Origin of the sequence: Niabella ginsenosidivorans (genome assembly GCF_001654455.1) — a bacterium.
Lineage (GTDB): Bacteria > Bacteroidota > Bacteroidia > Chitinophagales > Chitinophagaceae > Niabella > Niabella ginsenosidivorans.
Window position 1 is genome coordinate 3,759,309 of the sequence record NZ_CP015772.1, and the last position, 18,670, is coordinate 3,777,978.

9 protein-coding genes are annotated in these 18,670 nt (G+C 47.0%); all 9 read right to left on the reverse strand.

The features are described from left to right. Complete coding sequence (locus tag A8C56_RS15765) at positions 1–1,200, reverse strand: glycoside hydrolase family 88 protein (protein ID WP_067758019.1); 1,200 nt, start codon at positions 1,198–1,200, stop codon at positions 1–3. Positions 1,201–1,204: 4 nt separating this feature from the next. Then, positions 1,205–3,079: an alpha-L-fucosidase gene (locus tag A8C56_RS15770; protein ID WP_084490241.1), complete on the reverse strand. Its 1,875-nt coding sequence runs from the start codon at positions 3,077–3,079 to the stop codon at positions 1,205–1,207. Further along, on the reverse strand, positions 3,076–4,257 hold the full coding sequence (locus tag A8C56_RS15775; protein ID WP_067758025.1) for an alginate lyase family protein: 1,182 nt from the start codon (positions 4,255–4,257) through the stop codon (positions 3,076–3,078). The genes A8C56_RS15770 and A8C56_RS15775 overlap by 4 nt, the downstream gene beginning before the upstream one ends. A 3-nt stretch (positions 4,258–4,260) precedes the next feature. Further along, on the reverse strand, positions 4,261–6,405 hold the full coding sequence (locus A8C56_RS15780) for a glycoside hydrolase family 31 protein (RefSeq protein ID WP_067758027.1): 2,145 nt from the start codon (positions 6,403–6,405) through the stop codon (positions 4,261–4,263). A gap of 295 nt (positions 6,406–6,700) precedes the next feature. Continuing rightward, complete coding sequence (locus A8C56_RS15785; RefSeq protein WP_067758030.1) at positions 6,701–9,268, reverse strand: glycoside hydrolase family 95 protein; 2,568 nt, start codon at positions 9,266–9,268, stop codon at positions 6,701–6,703. 344 nt (positions 9,269–9,612) lie between these two features. Beyond that, complete coding sequence (locus A8C56_RS15790; RefSeq protein ID WP_067758033.1) at positions 9,613–12,090, reverse strand: glycoside hydrolase family 2 protein; 2,478 nt, start codon at positions 12,088–12,090, stop codon at positions 9,613–9,615. Between the two features lie 31 nt (positions 12,091–12,121). Beyond that, entirely contained in the window at positions 12,122–12,919 is a 798-nt protein-coding gene (locus A8C56_RS15795; RefSeq protein WP_157098007.1) for a hypothetical protein, read from the reverse strand. A 94-nt stretch (positions 12,920–13,013) separates the two neighbouring features. Then, positions 13,014–14,588: a RagB/SusD family nutrient uptake outer membrane protein gene (locus A8C56_RS15800; RefSeq protein WP_067762149.1), complete on the reverse strand. Its 1,575-nt coding sequence runs from the start codon at positions 14,586–14,588 to the stop codon at positions 13,014–13,016. Between the two features lie 10 nt (positions 14,589–14,598). Next, complete coding sequence (locus A8C56_RS15805) at positions 14,599–17,736, reverse strand: SusC/RagA family TonB-linked outer membrane protein (protein WP_067758039.1); 3,138 nt, start codon at positions 17,734–17,736, stop codon at positions 14,599–14,601. Positions 17,737–18,670 lie beyond the last annotated feature (934 nt).

Genomic DNA, 18,670 nt, shown 5'->3' on the forward strand with positions numbered 1-18,670 from the left:
TTAGTTAAACAGGCGCTTTTTGTTATTTATCTTTTGCAGCCGCAGCAAGGCTTCCAAGTAATAGTAATCCGCATAGCTTAGTGGCACATCCACTTCACTGTTGAATGGCTTTGACCCGGTGCTGTGCAGTAAAAGAAAACCGTAATCTTTACCAACCGGTGCCCTGTAATGATTAGTAAGGTTTGTAAGTATCTTTGTTGCAATAGCCTTATAAGAATCACCTTTTTTACTATATGTGCTCAGCTCCAGCAACCCCGAGGCAATTACGGCTGCGGCTGATGCATCCCGTGGTTCATCAGGAATACCTGGTGCATTAAAGTCCCAATAGGGCACAAGGTCAGCCGGCAGGTTCGGGTGCTTTAAAATAAAGCCGGCAATATTTTCTGCCATTTTCAGATACTTCGGGTCTTTTGTTTCCCGGTAGCACATCGTATAGCCGTACAGCCCCCATGCCTGGCCCCGCGCCCACGCGGAAGCATCAGAATAGCCCTGATGAGTCGTTCTTTTAATAACCTTACCCGTTGCTGAATCATAATCCACTACATGAAAGGAGCTGTAATCTTTCCGGAAATGATTCTCCATCGTTTTATTGGCATGGCTGACGGCAATATTGTAATAGGTTTTATCGCCCGTGAGCTTTGAAGCTTCAAACAACAGTTCCAGGTTGAGCATATTATCAATGATTACCGGATAATCCCATTTCTGTTTATTATGATCCCAGGAACGGATGACACCTGCGGTTTTATTGAACCGGGTGCTCAATGTTTTAGCAGACTGAATCAATACTTCCTTGTAATGCGCATCATTTGTGAGCCGGTAACCATTCCCCACACTGCAATACACCTTAAAGCCCATGTCATGCGTGCGCCCGTTCCATTGCTCTTTTTCTATATTTGCTGTAAACTGCTCTGCCTGTTTTTTCCATTCTGCGTTTTGAGAATACTCATACAAATACCATAATTCTCCCGGAAAGAAGCCGCTGGTCCAATCGCCCGATTTCACTAATTTCAACCGGTTGTTCTCTATGGTTCTTGGAGACACCAGCTCCCCTGATCCGTCTTTGGCTTTGTCAATTTCTGCCAGCATTACTTTTGTTTGTTGCTCTGCACCCCGGAACACTGCGGGAATATTGAGTTGCTGCGCCTGTATGGCGCCCGTGAATACCCATGTGGCTGCTATAGCAAATATCCTGTTCTTCATCTTCCTATTTTTTTATGAGTTGTAGTTCCAGCGGGCGCATCAGCTCCTGCCCTGAAATGGCCACAGGTTGCATCAATAACTGATGAACGCCGGGTTTTAATATTATCGTTCCCAGTTCCCGGTCTTCAATCTGCTCTCCTTTTATTGTTGGCTCAATCTTTTCTGTAGCCAGCAGCTTACCATCCAGCAATATGCTACAGGTACCACCGGTATTGGTGTCCCTGATCCTCTTCAGTACCACACGGTATGCTGCTGCCGTTTCATTTCTAAAATTCCAGTCAATGGTCTGCGTTGCAGACTTCCATCCACTTACATAATAGCGGTTGGTCTTTCCATCACCAAATCCAAACCCTTTTCCATTCAGCGTGGCATCAAAAGCCAGCATCCGGGTCAGCGGAATATTGGGCGCCAGGTAACGGACGGCGTCAAACTTTTCGGGTATTGCCAGCTCTAACACCACTACTGTGTTTATGGTGTCCGGCGCTGTTCCGGGAAGTTCAATAACCACATCTTTTTTATCAGAACGGCTTATTTTTAAAGACTTCGACCGATCCGTTAACAGGTAAGCGCTTTTACAGGCAGACAACACCCCACCCACATGCAATTTTCCATCGGTGGGATAATTAAACACATGCAGGTATAATTTTCCGGGCCTGGCGGTACTGACGCCCCAGCTTTGAAGCGGCAGCGGAGTGGCTTTTGTTCCATAAATGCTTTCGCCGTTTTTTTGCATCCAGTTACCAATACCTTTTAAGATCACCTCATCTTCAGGAGCCATTTCACCATTACCCATGGGTCCTACATTCATAAGCAGGTTGCCTCCCTTAGCCGCTGCGCTTGCCAGCAGCCTTATAAAATGACCAACAGGCTTGTGCGAATGATCAAATTTACTATAGCCATAGCTTTCATTGGTAGTAGGAATCGCTTCCCAGTCGCCTGTAACCGGGTAAAATTCCGCGGGACGATCGGCTGTGTTCTGATAATCACCAAAGTTATTCCCTGCACTCCTGGCCAGCCGGCCGTTTACCACCACATCCGGATCGGCCTTGCGGATCGCTTCCAGGATGCGGATATTTTCAGATAACGGGATCTTATGCGGCGTATCGAACCATAAAATGTCCGGGTGATATTTTTGAATCAATTCCAGTATCTGGGGAATGGCTTTTTCATCAATATAACGCTGTACCTTCTTCAGCAATTCCGGGTGCAGGTTATACCAGTTCGTCCCGCCATATAGCTGAAGATCACCACCCGGATTTTTATATTCCCAGTCATTGCCCGGGGCGTTGGGATCCTCCCAGTCAAAAGCATGTGAATAATAGAAGCCGAATTTAATGCCCTGTTTTTTACAGGCTTCCCGCAGCTCTGCCGTCGGGTCGCGCTTGAAGGGAGTTTGAGCCGTAATATTAAAATCAGAAACCGTTGAGGGATACATGGCAAAACCATCATGATGCTTTGCAGTAATAATGAAATAGCGCATACCTGCATTTTTTGCAGCAGAGATCCATTCACTGGCATTAAATTGCACCGGGTTAAACTGATGCGCCAGTTCTAGGTATTCCTTACGTGTAATTTTTTCCTTACGCATCAGGTGCTCCGCGTAGCCCTTTACTTCCATTCCTTTCCATTCGCCACCGGGCAGGGAGTAAATGCCCCAATGTACAAACATTCCAAATTTTGCATCGCGCCACCATTGCAACCGCTGATCCCGGTCTTTCATGGAGGCCGTCCACCAGCCGTTGACAGCATTGGCTATTGCAGCAGCATCACGCGCTGCACCTTCTTTATTGAACATTTCCTGATCCTCATCGCCCTTCACCTGCGCCGAGGCTGTCAATAATCCGATACAACAAAAAACAAATACCGCTATCTTTTTCATTCTTCCATCCATATTAAAGGGTTGCGTACCGGCAAATTGCGGATCACTTCTTCCACATCAGGGAAATGTTTCAGTTTTACCCAGGTATTTAACCATTGCCGATTCTTATACGCAGCTGCCCCAAAGATCAGGGACGGCTGTGCCACCGGCCATTCTTCCCAGTACATCACATCTTTTCTGAACGGCCATTTTGATTTATCCCGGATATAGGGATACATATATGCAATCCCTTTTTTTACGGAGCGCCCATCCGGTGTCTGATACTCCCAAAGATCCTCTTCTTTCGTAGACAGGATCTGGCAGAGCGTTGCCATAGCGTCCAGGTTGAACAAGGAATAGCCGTAAGGTTTCGTCCTTGCCAGCTCTTTGGGAAAACCGCCATCAGCGGCCATCTGAGCCGGCAGTAAAACGGTTTTATACCGGTTGCTGCAAAAATCCATTAATTTCTGATTCCCTGTAAATTTTGCAAAACAGGCTACCTGCATCGCCCAGCAGGTACCATGGTTATTGGCAGCATTCATTTCATCTTTACCGTATTGATGAGTGGTGACCCATTGCAGGTACTGTGCAAACCAGTTTTTGATCTGTTGTAATGCCTGCTGATCCATTGCCGGTGCTGACTGCATAATGTATAAACCCTGCGCTACTTCCATTAACTGGATCGCATCAATAATACCAATGCCCCGCCCCGTGGCCCGGCCCTTGATCGCCTGCGCATAGAGCAGGTTGGGATGCATCAGCGTAGCCGTATCCACAAACCAGGCGCAGGCATGCTCCATAGCCTTCTTTACGTATATCTCTTTTTTTGTGATCCGCCAGGCAGCAGCAAGCGTGCCCACAATACGGCTGAAACGGATCATGGCCTGCCGGTGCGCTACAAAATTATCCGGGTTGCTCATTCCGTCTTTTTGAATATACGGACTATCCACGCTTACAGGGTTGGGCCACCAGTAATCGCCTTCGCTGTAAAAATCGTGCCTACCACCAGCGCTGCGCAAACAATGGGAAGCAGTAACGGTAACCGGTGGTTCCCGCAACGCTTTCTCTGCTTCCGCAAGCACCGTTTTACCCAACACTTTTACGGCTGTTTTATAAGCAGCCGGCTGTCCTGTGGCGCTTTCCTGTGCCACCGCGCTAACCGTCATTAAAAGCAACGCTATTGTTATTACTGACTTCATCGGCTATTTGTTATCCGTCATAAAACGGAAGGTTATTTTATTATACGATTGTACTGCTTTGTTATGGGGCGCTTCTACCATTCCCTTTAGCTGCCCGTTGGCCTCTTTTGCTACAGTTACGGTGCGCCAGTCAAAGCGCCCTTTTTCGTAATCCATCGTTACGCCATCATCATCATACAATTTATAAGAACCCGGTTTTGTTCCATACACCCGAATTTCCAGGTCAACCTGCTCCCCTTTCTTTGGTGCATGCAGCATAGGCGCCATCATAGGAATGATGGCCCCGTCTTTTACATAAACGGGAATTTTTTCAATTCCCGGTGTTGCCGTAATGACTTCCCCGTTACCGGCATAGGCACCGGTATAGAAGTCGTACCAGTTTCCTTTTGGCAAAATGACCTTACGGTTCTGCTGACCGGCAAACAAAGGTGCTACCAGCAAATATTCACCCGCCATATACTGGTCTTTTACTTCTTTTGAAACAGCTTCCAGATAAGGATTTTCTTCCAGGTTAGCTTTAACCGAACCGGTGGCTGTGCTTTCAAAGCCAGGCTCCAGGCTCATGCCCCTGAAAACCGGTGTGCCCTCAAAATGATATTTTGCAAATTCTGAATACCAGTAAGGCATCATGCGCATGCGCAATAATGCCAGCTCTTTTATGGGCACTGCAACATCTGCATAAGACCAGGGTTTAGTACCGCTGGACCACGCGTTGATCATGGCCATGGGAGAAAAGATGACCGTTTGAAAACGGCGGATCCATTCTTCCGATGTTTTGGAAGCCCGCACTTCGGGTGTCCATAAAACACCAATATAGCCGCTGTTGATCAGCGCGGTTATAAAATCTTCATGGTTGTAATAGTCGTCATACAGCACATAGGGATAGCTGTTGGCGCCGGCGTTCGATGCTCTTACCAATCCATAGGTACGTTCATTTTTTTTCGCAAACAGTTCCAGGCTGTAACGCATGGCCAGCACCCCATAGGTCTGGCGCATCTGCTCAGCGCTTAAGCCGGAGGGGAATGTGGCCACATCCGGCCACAGGTAATAATCATAGCCATCCACCTCATCAATCTTATAACCACTTACGCCAATATCCACCTGGTCTTTTTTCATCTGGCCAAAGAAGATCCGTCGGGCTTCCGGCAGGGTGAAGTCCGGCACTTCTCCCGTCCATACTGTATGAGAACCGGTGTAAGGGGTTATCTGTTTATAAAACGATGCCTGTTTTGAAATATAGGGATTCATCCAGAGGTTCAGCCGGATGTCCTTGCCGAGCATTTTTTTTACAAAGCCAGCCGGGTCGGGATAACGTTTTTTATCCCACTCAAAAGTTCCGGGATAGGCGCGGCTTTGCCATCCGGGCTCCAGCCCTATAAAATCCAGCGGGTATCCTTTTAGCCGGAAAGAATCTGCTTCGGCAGCCACTTCATCAGCAGTAAATAACGATCTGACGCGCTGGGTAAAACCCAGCCCCCAGCGGGGCGGCAAGGCACCACCGCCATTAAACAGGTTATAACGCCGTATTGCATCTAATGGAGTTGGCCCAGCAAATACATATACTTCTGTGCCGGCAGCAGGCACCTGTATCTCTACCGCATCCGAATAAGGACGGGCGCTCCAGGATTTATCCGTATTCCTGTCTTTTTCAACCGGTGGGTTATGGCTGTCCTTTCTTACTCCTGTACCTATATATACAGTAAGGTATCTGGCGGCATTGATCAGCACGCCATAACCCGCAGAAGAAACATAAAAAGGCACGGGCGCATGGGTTCGCCCATTATCCTTTCCCCCATAATGGTCCACATGCAATTGCAGGATCTTACCCCGCTGGTGCACGGTCTGGAAATTCAATCCTAAACCAAATACCTGTTCTTCTTTTTGTAACGGGAAACGCAGGTTGGTCTTCCCATCGCTTACTGTAGCCGAAACAGCTACCTGTGGAAACGGGAACGGCTGATCGCCCATTTTTTGTAAAGCAGCGATGGAAGGAGCGCTGCCGGCGGCTTTTAGCAGATTGTATGCTTCCGGCTGCCCCGCCACTCCTTTCCATACACCCGGCGCTACCTGTTGCCAGGTAAGCCCCTGTGCGGCTGCTCTATTTAACACAACGAGTAGAAAAAGCGTCAGAATTCCTTTATAAACCATAGTTAAACCCGTGTTTTATAGTGAAGAGTCAATAGTGACCGGTGAGTACTTTTTGACTATTAGCTATCAATGTCGTTTCCTTTGGAGGCCGAATATCTCCCGCTGGCGGGAGTCCCCGCAGGGGGAAGGGTGGATTTCCTCCCTCCGGCCTCCGGCCACCCCCTCTAAGAGGGGGACAATTGCCAGGCCTTCACTAAACGAAAAAAATAGTATACGCCCTATGCACCTGCCAAAGTAGAACTTTACATATGTCGCTTAAGGAAACGACATTGTATTAGCTATTCCCAATTCACTTTTACAGCGGAATGACCGTATATTGCTTTCCTTTTTCAGTTTTAAAATCGATAGTGTATCCTTTATCCGGATTCACCTGCTGCAACACCTTCTTTGCCCTATTATCATAGGGTGTTTTACCATAACCGATCAGCAGTGCATTGCTCACTGTTCCGGACGCGTTTTCCGATTGTACTTCCAGCACTTTTACCGGTTGTAATGTGCGCAAACGGCAAACACCGCCTTTTTCGGAATAGATGGTTGCTTTGCTTAACCTGCCATTGTCCCAGTTAATAGCTACTGTAAAATTCCCGCGGGCTTTTATACCACTGATGACTCCTTTTTTCCAAACAGAAGGCAATGCCGGCAGCAGGAACAAATAACCTTCATGGCTTTGCAGCAGCATCTCCGTCATGCCTGCGGTTGCGCCAAAATTTCCGTCAATCTGAAAAGGCGGATGCGCATCGAATAAATTCGGATAAGTGCCGCCTCCGCTCATCGTTTCCCTCTTTTCACGGGGATCGATATAGGTAAATGCATCACTCAGGATCTTATAGGCATGCTCACCATCATGCAGGCGGGCCCACCAGTTGATCTTCCAGGCCATTGACCAGCCGGTGCTTACATCACCACGAAAGATCAGGGATTGTTTTGCGGCAGCAGCCAGCTCTGGCTCCTGGCTTAAGGTAATCTGGCTGCCCGGGTACAATCCGAATAAATGAGACAAATGCCGGTGCTGATCTTTGGGATCGTCCCAGTCTTTGAACCACTCCTGTAATTGTCCGTACCGGCCAATACGAAAAGGATATAGCTGCGCTTTTGCTTTTAAAAGCGCCTGTGCAAATGCAGCATCTGTTTTTAACAGGGCAGCGGCTTTTATTACGTCAGTAAACAGCTCCCGTATTATGGACATGTCCATAGTGGAAGCCATTGAAAGCTCATGCTCCTGCCCGTTGATCTTAAACACATTTTCAGGGGAAGAGGAAGGATTGGTAACCAGGTACCCGGTTGCGGGGTCTTTTACCAGCCAGTGCAATAAGAACTGTGCAGCGCCTTTCATTAACGGGTAAGCGGTATCCCGTAAGAATCGTTCATTCCCGGAATACAGGTAATGCTCCCATAAATGCGTGCTGAACCAGCCTGCGGCCATGGGCCAGCAGGACCAGCGTGCCTTGGCTGAAGGATCATTCCATCCCTGCCCGCCGGGCGGTGAGGTCTTTGCCCAGATATCGGAGTTATGATGCGCTACCCAGCCTTCATTAATGCCATAGTTCTCTTTTGCGGTTACAGCGCCGTTTACAGCCAGTTCTTTTATAAAATCAAATAACGGCTGATGGCATTCCGGTAAATTGGTGTTCTCTGCCAGCCAGTAGTTCATTTCCGTATTGATGTTGGTAGTGTAATTGCTGCCCCAGGGTGGCTGTACCTGGTCGTTCCAGATACCCTGTAAATTGGTGGGACGGGAACCGGGCCGGGAGGCTGCGATCATCAGGTAGCGGCCATACTGGTAGTACAGGGTTTGCAGGCCAAAATCATCCGGCGCTTTTGCAAATAATTTCAGGCGTTCATTGGTAGGTAGCCCGGCATTGACAGCATCTGAGGAAATACTGAAATCAACACGGCTGAATAATTGCCGGTAATCTTTTACATGCTGCTGTTTTAATAAATCAAATGGTTTTTGAATAACGGTGTTCATAATGGCCGTTGCTGCTGTATGCGGATCTTTTCCATCCCTGCCGGGAGAACGGTTAAAGCCGTTGAAGCTGGTGGCATTGGTTACATAAAAAGTTACGCTGTTTGCCTTATTAATGATGAGCTGTTCCTGTTCACTTTTTACGGTTCCTCTTTCAGCAATTACCTTTAACTGTACTTCAAAATTTGTTCCCTCGCCATCCCAGTTGTTATAGACAACCTGCTGCGGCTCATACACCCTGTTAGCAACGAACTTTGGGGCCTTGCCTTTTAGCAGCAGCCCGTTTTGCCCGTAAGCGGAAACCTTGTATTTTAATTTGCTGCTAAGCGATGCATCCAGACTGATGGCATTTTTTCTATCGGCGGTAATACGGATGATCATTGCCTTATCCGGATAGCTGATAAACGTTTCCCGTTGATAGCGCACACCGTTTAGTTCATAAGACACTGTTGCCACAGCTGTGTTCAGATCCAGATCCCGGTAATATACCCTGGCAATGGTATCGCTGCTGTGAATGTTCAGCCACAGATCGGCCATTGGAAGATACCTTGCTGAATAAGGGCCCTGCATCTTTTTCCATACACGGGTAGCGCTGTCATATAAACCCTGAAAGATCAGCTTCCTTACATCGGCAAGAATTGCCGGCCCGCCCGGTGTATTGCCGGGGTTGGGAGCGCCCGACCAAAGGGTATTATCATTCAGTTGGAAGCGCTCTTTTATCACTCCTCCAAAAACCATAGCTCCTGTTTTGCCGTTACCCAACGGTAAGGCTTCTTCCCATATTGAAGCCGGCTTTGTGTACCATAACTTCAGATCATGCAATGGGTGTGGCTTTTGAGCGCTTGTCACAAGCGCTGTAAGCGATAGAAATAATATAAAAAACAATCTACAATTCATCTACATAAATTAAACACAAAGTCGTATCTGGCTAAAGTTTATTTTCCACTTTTGTCTTAAGACAAAAGTGGAGCAAAAAGTCAAGTCCGCCGAAAGGCGAATCCCCCCTTATCCTTTAAAATTACAAACCGGGCTATTCACCGGCGGTACCGGTAAAATCTGCGTTTCAGCCTTTGTTCCGCCTTCTGCGGAACGCCATTCCACTTGATTTTACCTTTCGCTGTCCGGCGGACACTCTTCTGAGCAAAAACCGTTTCACTAATTCCGTCATCTTTCTTAATAAACTTCTTCCCATCCATCTTGCTCTGAAGAATGTTCATTAAGATAACAAAGTGGCTTCCAATCTATAGATCCAAAAATACCACCGGAAGCTGATCTGCTTTAGCGCTGGCCACTGAACTGCCGCCATTGGTCTTTATACGAATGATGGCCCGGCCATTGTACAACTGTACCCGCCTTGAGCCGGAAGAAGTGCCCAGGTCATCCAGTAAGATGCCATCGCCTGTAATGCCAAGCCGGATCCAGCCGGCTGCATCCAGGCACTGCACCTGTTTTGCATCATATACTTTAGCCTCAATAGTGGCTATACCATTCTCTTCTTTTATCTTTTCCAGCTTTACCTGTGCCGGTTTCCCCCATTGCTCCGTTTGATAAGTAAAACGGATCGTATCCCGGACTGTTTGCTTTCCTTCGCGTGCAATTACATAAGCCGTATTCGCACCTTTTTTGAAAACTACGTTCCAGCGCAAACCCGCTGCCGGGAAGTCCTGGCTGTTCCTTTTTTTAATACCAAAGGAGCTGCCGTTTAGAAATAACTCTGCTTCTCTGCAATTGGAATAGACCTTTATCATTTTCTCTTCTCCCTCCTTACCCCAGCGTACCGGCCAGGAGTGCCCGTAAATATGCGCCATTGGCTTTTTTGTCCAGTAAGACTGAAATACATAATAGGCCTCCTTCTTTGTAAGATCACGCGCTACCACGCCTTTCTGGTTCATATAGGGGATCGGGTTATCCGGTCTTACCGGGGTAGAAAAATCCTTAAAGACCCATTGTGCCGATCCTGTTAACCAGGGCATAGTTTCCTGCTCTTTTAAATGCCAGTCAATCAGGTTACAAATATAGGTCTCGCTCCAGTCACCGTCTTTTGAAGCACGCGCGGCGCCACCATATAAAGAAGCGTCGCCGGCGCGCTCATCCGCAGTACCGGTAGCTTTAATGTTCTGTAAGGATTTATCAGGATTTTCTGAATGACGCCCCTCATGACTGTCGCCTCCCCACTCCACATGCAAAAAATGATCGACTTTGTCAAACTCTGATTTTGAAACTTCTTTGTACTCCGTATAAATACCCCTGTACCAGCCTGCCCAGATAGAGGGTGAATAAACGTCTACAATATCCTTACAAAAATCGCAGCGGCGGATGGCCGTTTTACGGGAAGGATCCAGTGTATGCGCCAGGCTGTTCAGCTCTTTCATATAGGTGCGGATCTTTTCCTGGTCAACCCCGATAGCCGTCGGAGCCGGAAAATCGCCAGGCCAGTCATTTTCATTCCCCAATCCCCAGATAATAACGGAAGGATGATTATAATGCTGCTCTATCATATTCCGCAGCATGCGCTTGCCCTGCTCCTGGTATACAGCGCCGCCCAGGCCACCGCGGCACCAGGGGATCTCTTCCCAAACGAGTATACCCAGGCTATCACATAAATTTAAAATAATGCGCGATTGCTGGTAATGCGCCAGCCGGATAAAATTAACGCCCATCTCTTTTATAGCGATCATTTCCTGCCGCATCAATTCTTCGGTCATAGCTGCGGCCAGTCCGGCATGATCTTCATGCCGGTGGGTACCTCTTAACAGCAACCGTTTTCCATTTAAAAGAAAAGGGCCTTTTTTTACAAATTCAAAATTGCGGAAACCTATACGGGAGCGGCTGGTATGTGCACCTGCTGTGGTAGTTACCGTTGCCTCTACCGTATATAATACAGGTTGCTCCGGGCTCCATAGCTGCGGATTCCTGACGATAAGAGTGGCGGCTTCCACATCCCTGCCGGTCAGTTGCAGTGCTTTTTGTGTTTTCTGTACTTCCCTGCCTGACGGGTCTACCAGGCGTACCAGTAATTGTGCACCGGGCAATTTACCGGGATCTGAAAGCCGCAGCTTTATATTTACCGAACCGGAACGGCCATTGGCTGCCACTACCGGGGTTGCAAATAACTGGTCAATATATAAAGCCGGTTCATACACCAGGTTCACATAGCGGTACAGGCCGCCATACAGGTTAAAATCCGACAGGTTGGAAGGCATCATTTCCAGGTCGCGCGAATTATCACAGCGGATGACAACCGGCACCTTTCCTTTAAACCGTTTTACAAGACTGTCATCTTGCCGGAAGATATTTACTGCATCCGTAATATCTGCTGTCCATTCATCATAACCGCCAACATGGGTGCCCACCTTTGTTGTATAAACATATACTTCTGTTTTCTGCCCGGCTCCTTCAAAATGCAGGATCGTTCGGCCGTTCTTATAAGGGTTGCTGATCTTCAGCTGTGCCCGGTACCACATAGGCCCCTGGTAATAGTTTACATCAGGATCCACAGCATCTCGCTCATTGGCACAATGAGGGAGGATTACTTTTGTCCATAGAGGTACTGATTCAGGATCGCCCTGCTTCACCGGCCTTACGGCTTCCCATACGCCGCCCAGGTCCTGCCTCAGGAATTCCCAGTTACTGATCAGCCGGGTGGATTGCTGGGCGGATGCCCGCTGCGAAAAAATTTCTAAAAAAAATACTGCAATAAAATAGAAAACTCTTTTCAACACTGCTATTTAACCTGATTAAACGTTCCTGTTATCTTGAAGGGTACAAAGCCGCTCCGTATACGTGCACCACTCCGTTGGTAGCTATATAGCCGATAGACCTGCTGCTGGTACGATCATTAAATACGATGGGGGCAATATCTGCATTATTCTGAATATGCAGCGTAAATTTTCCTTCAGGATCAAACCCGTTGCCGCCTGCCACGTTAAACCCGGGCAGCTTGGGATCCCAGTACCCCAGCATTGATTCTTTTGTTGCTTTACTATTAGACGGCAATATCGATTGTATGGTTTTATTCTCTGCATTCAGATCGTAATAGTTAAATACCCCCTCACCGATCAGATACAGGAAAAAGTTCTTTACCGTTTCCCTGGAATAATCTTCCCATTTGGTGGCGGGATGTGTTTGAGGCAGCCCTGTGGCCGGATTGATGATGGGGTTACCATTATCGTCATGGTCCAATATCTGGAAAGTAAAAAACAATCCTTTATCCATTACACCGGAAGTATTAAAGCCGCGTACCGCATCATTGTGCAGGAATATAAAGGTTCTCCCCGGCTTTTCATATTCTGAAAGATCAAACCCGCAATAATCCAGTCCTTTTTTCATCCACCGGAATACGGTATCTGTGGGCGCGTCCGGTGTGCCATCTGCCCGGCTCAGTAAAAATTCCTTGGCGGTCATGTTAATATTGGGATCAATTGTTTGCTTATGATAATCATAATTCTTTTGCAGGCTTAGTCCAAGCAGCTTTTTACAGCCTGGTAAAAAAGTTGCAACAGCTGCAAGCACCAGAATGCTGTTGATGATGAATTTGCACTTTTTCATTCCTATATTTTTTTGTTTTGCCCGCCGCGGCGGGTGATTATTTTTTTTCAATGGCCAGGCAGGGTTCCTGCACAACCGTTTCTGAAATTTATTTTTATCCGCCATAGCCCGGGTTCTGTACCAGTTGCCTGTTTGCATTCATGACACTCCGGTTGATCGGCCATAAAATTTTTCTCGGATCACCAAAACCGGTAGCATCGGTGGCAGCAGATCCCGCTTCTATTTGCCTTCTTTTCAGTATGGGATCCATTATTTTTACCACATTGCCTGTACGTACCAGGTCAAACCATCTTTTACCTTCACCTACCAGCTCCAACTGGCGTTCCTTCAGGATAGCATCGGCCATTGCAGCCTGGCCGGTAACCGGTGCGCTGTCTGCCTCGTAAGCAGGAAGGCCCGCTCTTACCCGAACAAAATTCAGGTATTTCAGCGCATCGGCCGGATTGCCTGTAGCATTCAATGCTTCTGCATATAAAAGATAGATATCCGCCAGCCTGTACATGGGTAAATACACAGGCGCCTCTTTAAAATAGTACGTTGCCAGCTCTGCCGCAGTGGATGCCTTGGTGGGATTGACCGGAGAAGCATACCATTTAACAAACCGGTCGCGATAGGATGCGGTTGGATCATTGTTTCTTGAATACGGATCAATGGTCTGTTTCGGGCGAATATCCACCTCCGCAGGCGCTGCTACCGTTTGTGGTATCACCCAGTTATTATACAGATCAGCGTCCATAACAATCGGTTTGTTATTAGCCGTCCATGAAGTAACCATACAGGCACAATCATTTTTAAGAAAATCCCAGTGAATGCTCCATATAGACTCAATGCTGGTATTGGGTGCTGTGAACAGGCTTTTCCAGGTGGCCTGCGGCTGAAGGTTCGCCCCGCTTGCTCCTGCATATAGGGCGCCGGTAGGGCCTTTAGCTTTAAACAGGTTGTTGATCCAAACGATGGCGTTGGCATAATCATGCTTCCACATATACACGTCTGCAAGTATGGCGCATATGGCTCCCTCACCCAATGTCCATACAGAAGGTGTCTGATTTTTTACAACCAGTGAATAGGCATTGGTAAGATCCGGTATAATCAGCTCATCGATCAGCTTATCTGCAGCCACCCTGGGTTTTTCCAGTGTATCGGTTAAACTCTCCATTGGAGTGGTCCAAACAGGCGCATCGCCCCATACCCTTACAATATAAAAATAGCAGATGGCGCGCATGGCATAACTTTCGGCCAGCGCTTTATTCATGACATCCTGCGTAACCTTGCTATCGGTAATTGCAGCACCCGGAATGTATTTGATATTGGCGTTTGCTCTTCCTATAACTGTATATAAGCCTGACCAGTCGGAAAATTCATTATCGGTTGTTAATGAATTCATCGCCAGTTCTGTAGTTGTAATTGTTGTATAACTTAAAAAACGGTCAAAATTATCAGAGCGGTAATCCCCCCAGTACAATGCTCTTTCCTTGTATTGTGCTTCGCCAATCATTTGCTGTTGAAACCCTGCATACATGCCTGCCACAGCCGCATTTACATCGTAAAGGGTTTTGTAAAATTTACTCTGGGCTACCTGCGACTGGGGCGATACGTCCAAAAATTTATTACAACCGCTGCATACGGTAATGATACACAAAATTATGATGCTATAATTCAGTTTTTTCATGTTGCTCATTTTAAAAATTAACATTGATTCCAAATCCATATTCCCGCCTTTTAGGGTACTTGCCATTATCATAACCCGGCTGCAGTACATTGGATGCGCTGAATTCGGGATCATACCCCCTGTAATTGGTCCAGGTAAGCAGGTTCGTACCATACACATAAACCGTTGCCCCCTTCAGGAATACTTTCCGGGTAATGCCCGGCGAGAACATATAAGAAAGGCGCAGACTGGACAGCCTGATGAAAGAGCCATCCTCAATGAACAAACTGTTGGCATCTTTTTTCTCATTTCCCCTGTTTTTATATTCGGGGTAATAAGGGTACTTGGCTATATCGCCAGGCTGCCTCCATACATTGTAAGTCATTTCCGGGCTTCCGGCGCCGGTATTGGAGGGATAGCTTTGTGCATACAGCAATGCATTATACACATGGGAACCAAAAGAGGCATTGACCAGGAACGACAAAGAGAATTGCCGGTAGGTAAGGTTGTTGAGAATACCCAGGTAAAATTTCGGCTGTGCATTGGCCAGTATCTGCCGGTCGCGGTCATCTATCAGGCTGTCTTTATTCAGATTCTGCCAGATAACATCGCCACCGCGCAGTTTCCCTCCCGGATCGTACATGCTGTGCACGGTTCCGGTGTAACGCTGCCCATTGAAGGTGTATACCGGTAATCCGTTTTCATACAGGGGTTTTCCATCATCGCCCAACACCACTGTAAGCGGCTCCCAGTTATCATTGTAGGCGTTGGACTCGTTCCATTGATACACGCCAAGGTTTTTCCAGCCATAGAAATTACCGATTTTTCCTCCTTCTTCAATGTACCATTTGTTGGCCACAATAAACGGCGTGCCATCGCCCAGCTTTTTAATGATGCTCTTTTCAAAAGAAATATTTCCTCCTATTTCCCAGGTAACGCCCCTGTTGCTGTTTTTTGCGAGGATGGGCGTACCTTTTACAGAAAACTCAAGCCCGCGGTTCTCCAGTGTGCCAAGGTTGACCATCACATTATCAAAACCCGTTTCTCCGGGAAGGTCTTTTTGATACAGCAGATCCTTTGTAGTTTTTATATAGTAGTCTGTTGTAAAGGTTAACCTGCCGCGGAAAAAGGTCAGATCCAACCCGGCATCCTGCTGAATGGTGGTTTCCCAGTGTACCCGTGCATTTCCGAATGTAGGTGTGGTATAAGCGCCTCCCACGCCCGCATAACTTCCGCCGGTAAACGTAACCTTATTGAGGTAATCGTTTGAACCGATGCGGTCGTTACCTACCTGGCCGGTACCGATCCTGAAGCGGCCATCCGTTAATACATTTTTTGCCCAGTTCATAAACGGCTCATCGGAAAAACGCCATCCGCCTGAAGCGGAATAGAAGTTACCGTACCTGGATTCATTACCAAAGCGCGAAGAACCGTCTCTACGGAAAATACCTGCAAGTGTATACTTCCCTTTATAACTATAGTTGGCTCTTGCAAATAAACTTGCGCCGGCGTTGAGATCTGCATCCGTATAAGTTTGTGAAGCGGTAAGATAGGAAGGCTGGGTAATAAATATTTCTTCACTGACAACATTGGCATATTCAGAGTGCGCTCTGTCGTAACGGGTTTTATCTGCACTAACGCCCAGTACTGCCTGCAAGTTATGGGCACCGCCAAAGGTTTTATTGTAATTCAAAAATGACTGGTACTCCCACGAAAATGTTTTTTGCATATCATTGGAACCATTGTTCTGGTCTTTATTGGCCGAAACATAGCGCGGTGAGAAAAACAGGTTCTGGCTGTTATTCAGCATAGCGTTAAAGGTGTTTGTAAATAACAGGTCTTTGGTGATCCGGTATTGCAATGAATTGCTGAATTGTATGGAGAACCGGTCTGTTTTATTGGTTTCAAGCAGGGCGTTTGCCAATGGGTTGCGCTTGGAACCAACATAGCTGGTCAGTGAACCATCCGGATAATAGATCAGCGAATACGCCGGCCGGTCAAATGCAACGGCTACCGTTCTTGCGATCGGTATTTCATTACCGGTCTGGTACATCATGGAAATATTACTCACATATTTAAATTTGGGAGAAGCCTGGTATTCTATATTGCTCCTTACCTGCACCCGTTTTATATAGCTGTTTGGTATGATCGACTTATCATTAAGGTAGTTCACCCCGGTGTAATAGTTCAGCCCTTTTTGCCCGCCACTTACGCCCAGGTTGATCTGCTGCCTGTCTCCAAGGTTACCCAGCAGCAGTTCCTGCAGGTCATTATCCGAGTTAAAACCGGGGTTCAGTGAATCAATATTCCCTCCGGTACTGCCAGTAGGGTTTTTTTGCTGCACTCTCCTGAATTCACGAACCTGGGCTGCATTGTTCTGTGGCAGCTTGTGCGCAAGCTTTCCAAAAATGCGGGAATAGTTCAGGTCAATCCGCGCCTTGCCTTCTTTACCTCTTTTAGTAGTAATAATGATAACCCCATTAGCTGCCCGTGCGCCGTAAATGGCTGCCGAAGCCGCATCTTTTAAAACTTCAATCTTATCAATATCCATGGGATTGATGCTGGCTCCATCCGGGGTAATCACACCGTCAACAAGATATAAGGGACCGTTACCGCTGTTAAGCGTTGATGCACCGCGGATCTGGATGGTACCTTCGGCACCTGGTGCGCCACCACCATCATTGGTTACCAAAACACCCGCGGCCTGCCCCTGCAATGCATCAAATAAATTGACGGGCTGCCGCTCTTCAATATTTTTAGAAGTGATAGAGGAAATGGCGCCTGTAACATCCCGCTTTTTCTGTGTTCCGTACCCGATAACCACTACATCATCCAGGTCTGAAACTGATTCTGATAACGTAACATCCATTGTGGCGCGACCGTTCACTGGTTCTTCTTTTTCAATATACCCTACCGCAGAGAAAGTGAGCACTGCTGATGTTCCCTTTACCTGCAGGGAGAAATGCCCCATGGAGTCAGTTGTGGTTCCGGTGCTGGTTCCCTTCAGGATAACAGAGACTCCGGACAAGGGGGTGCCTTTGGCATTCAAAACCAATCCTTTTACCTGAGTTACCTGGGCATACAAGCCTGTAAACCCGAGGCATTGTAAAAGAAACAGGATACATACTCGTAAAAAGCAGTTACGTGCTTTGGGCAAAATTACAATCATTTAATAATTTTTTTGTTGGTTCAATCGTTAATACTATATGCAATATGAGAAACTTTTAAGGCCAAAGAGTACCACTTTTTGGCCCAGGATTCAATGATCTTACCATCTTACTACAACGTTTTCATAATATCGGGTGAAGGCTTTGATCAGTTCGCAACTAAAAAAATTCGGGAATCTTTATTCCTTCACCCTGCAGGAAGTACATTGATTCAAAATAAATCGTGATCATTATTTGGGGCTGATCAAAAAGTTGTTACTTGGCGTTTTCAATTTGCCGCCCAAAAGTTCAGATGAGGCAATGACAAGTGTTCTTTCCCATTCAGCGCCCTCTAAGGTATATTTATTATCTCCCGGCTGGTCTGAAGTTTCAGGCAGGCAGGTATAGCTAATAATTGCTCTTACTATAATTTATAATTGGCAGCGGAAACACGGCCCCTCAGGCTTCCGCTGCCAATGACAGATGTGTTATTATTTTGAAAATCAATCTTTCTTTTTGTCATGCCGCTCCGATAGTTCGGAATTGTTTCGGCATCTATTGATCGCTCACCTGGACCCTGAAACAAAAACCAGACCCCGGTACAAGTCCGGGATGACATCTTCAGGGTGGCTATAAGAAGGATTGTCATTGCCCCATTAGATTTTGTTTTAAAAAATGGAAAACTCAACATGAGGATAAAGTATAATTGATCTTCAAAACCTATTCCCTATAGCGGGTCTGTACAAGGGCCAGGCAATGCAACCATTTTTCCGGCAGGCGATGAGTTGATCAATGTCGTCTTTGGAGCTCCTGGTTACTATGATGTAATCTGTGTGGTGACCATGAGCGACCATTCTCAGGTCACTTATGCACTTCCCGTAACGGTTACAGAAGAATAAAGGATGCACATCGCAAACGGGCTTCTGTAACAAAAAAGGCTGAACCGGCATTTGCAGT

Coding starts and splice junctions, on each gene's coding strand:
- A8C56_RS15795 (WP_157098007.1), bottom strand. CDS start 12,919: ATGAAAAAGTGCAAATTCATCATCAACAGCATTCTGGTGCTTGCAGCT.
- A8C56_RS15780 (WP_067758027.1), bottom strand. CDS start 6,405: ATGGTTTATAAAGGAATTCTGACGCTTTTTCTACTCGTTGTGTTAAAT.
- A8C56_RS15805 (WP_067758039.1), bottom strand. CDS start 17,736: ATGATTGTAATTTTGCCCAAAGCACGTAACTGCTTTTTACGAGTATGT.
- A8C56_RS15770 (WP_084490241.1), bottom strand. CDS start 3,079: ATGAAAAAGATAGCGGTATTTGTTTTTTGTTGTATCGGATTATTGACA.
- A8C56_RS15800 (WP_067762149.1), bottom strand. CDS start 14,588: ATGAAAAAACTGAATTATAGCATCATAATTTTGTGTATCATTACCGTA.
- A8C56_RS15785 (WP_067758030.1), bottom strand. CDS start 9,268: ATGAATTGTAGATTGTTTTTTATATTATTTCTATCGCTTACAGCGCTT.
- A8C56_RS15765 (WP_067758019.1), bottom strand. CDS start 1,200: ATGAAGAACAGGATATTTGCTATAGCAGCCACATGGGTATTCACGGGC.
- A8C56_RS15775 (WP_067758025.1), bottom strand. CDS start 4,257: ATGAAGTCAGTAATAACAATAGCGTTGCTTTTAATGACGGTTAGCGCG.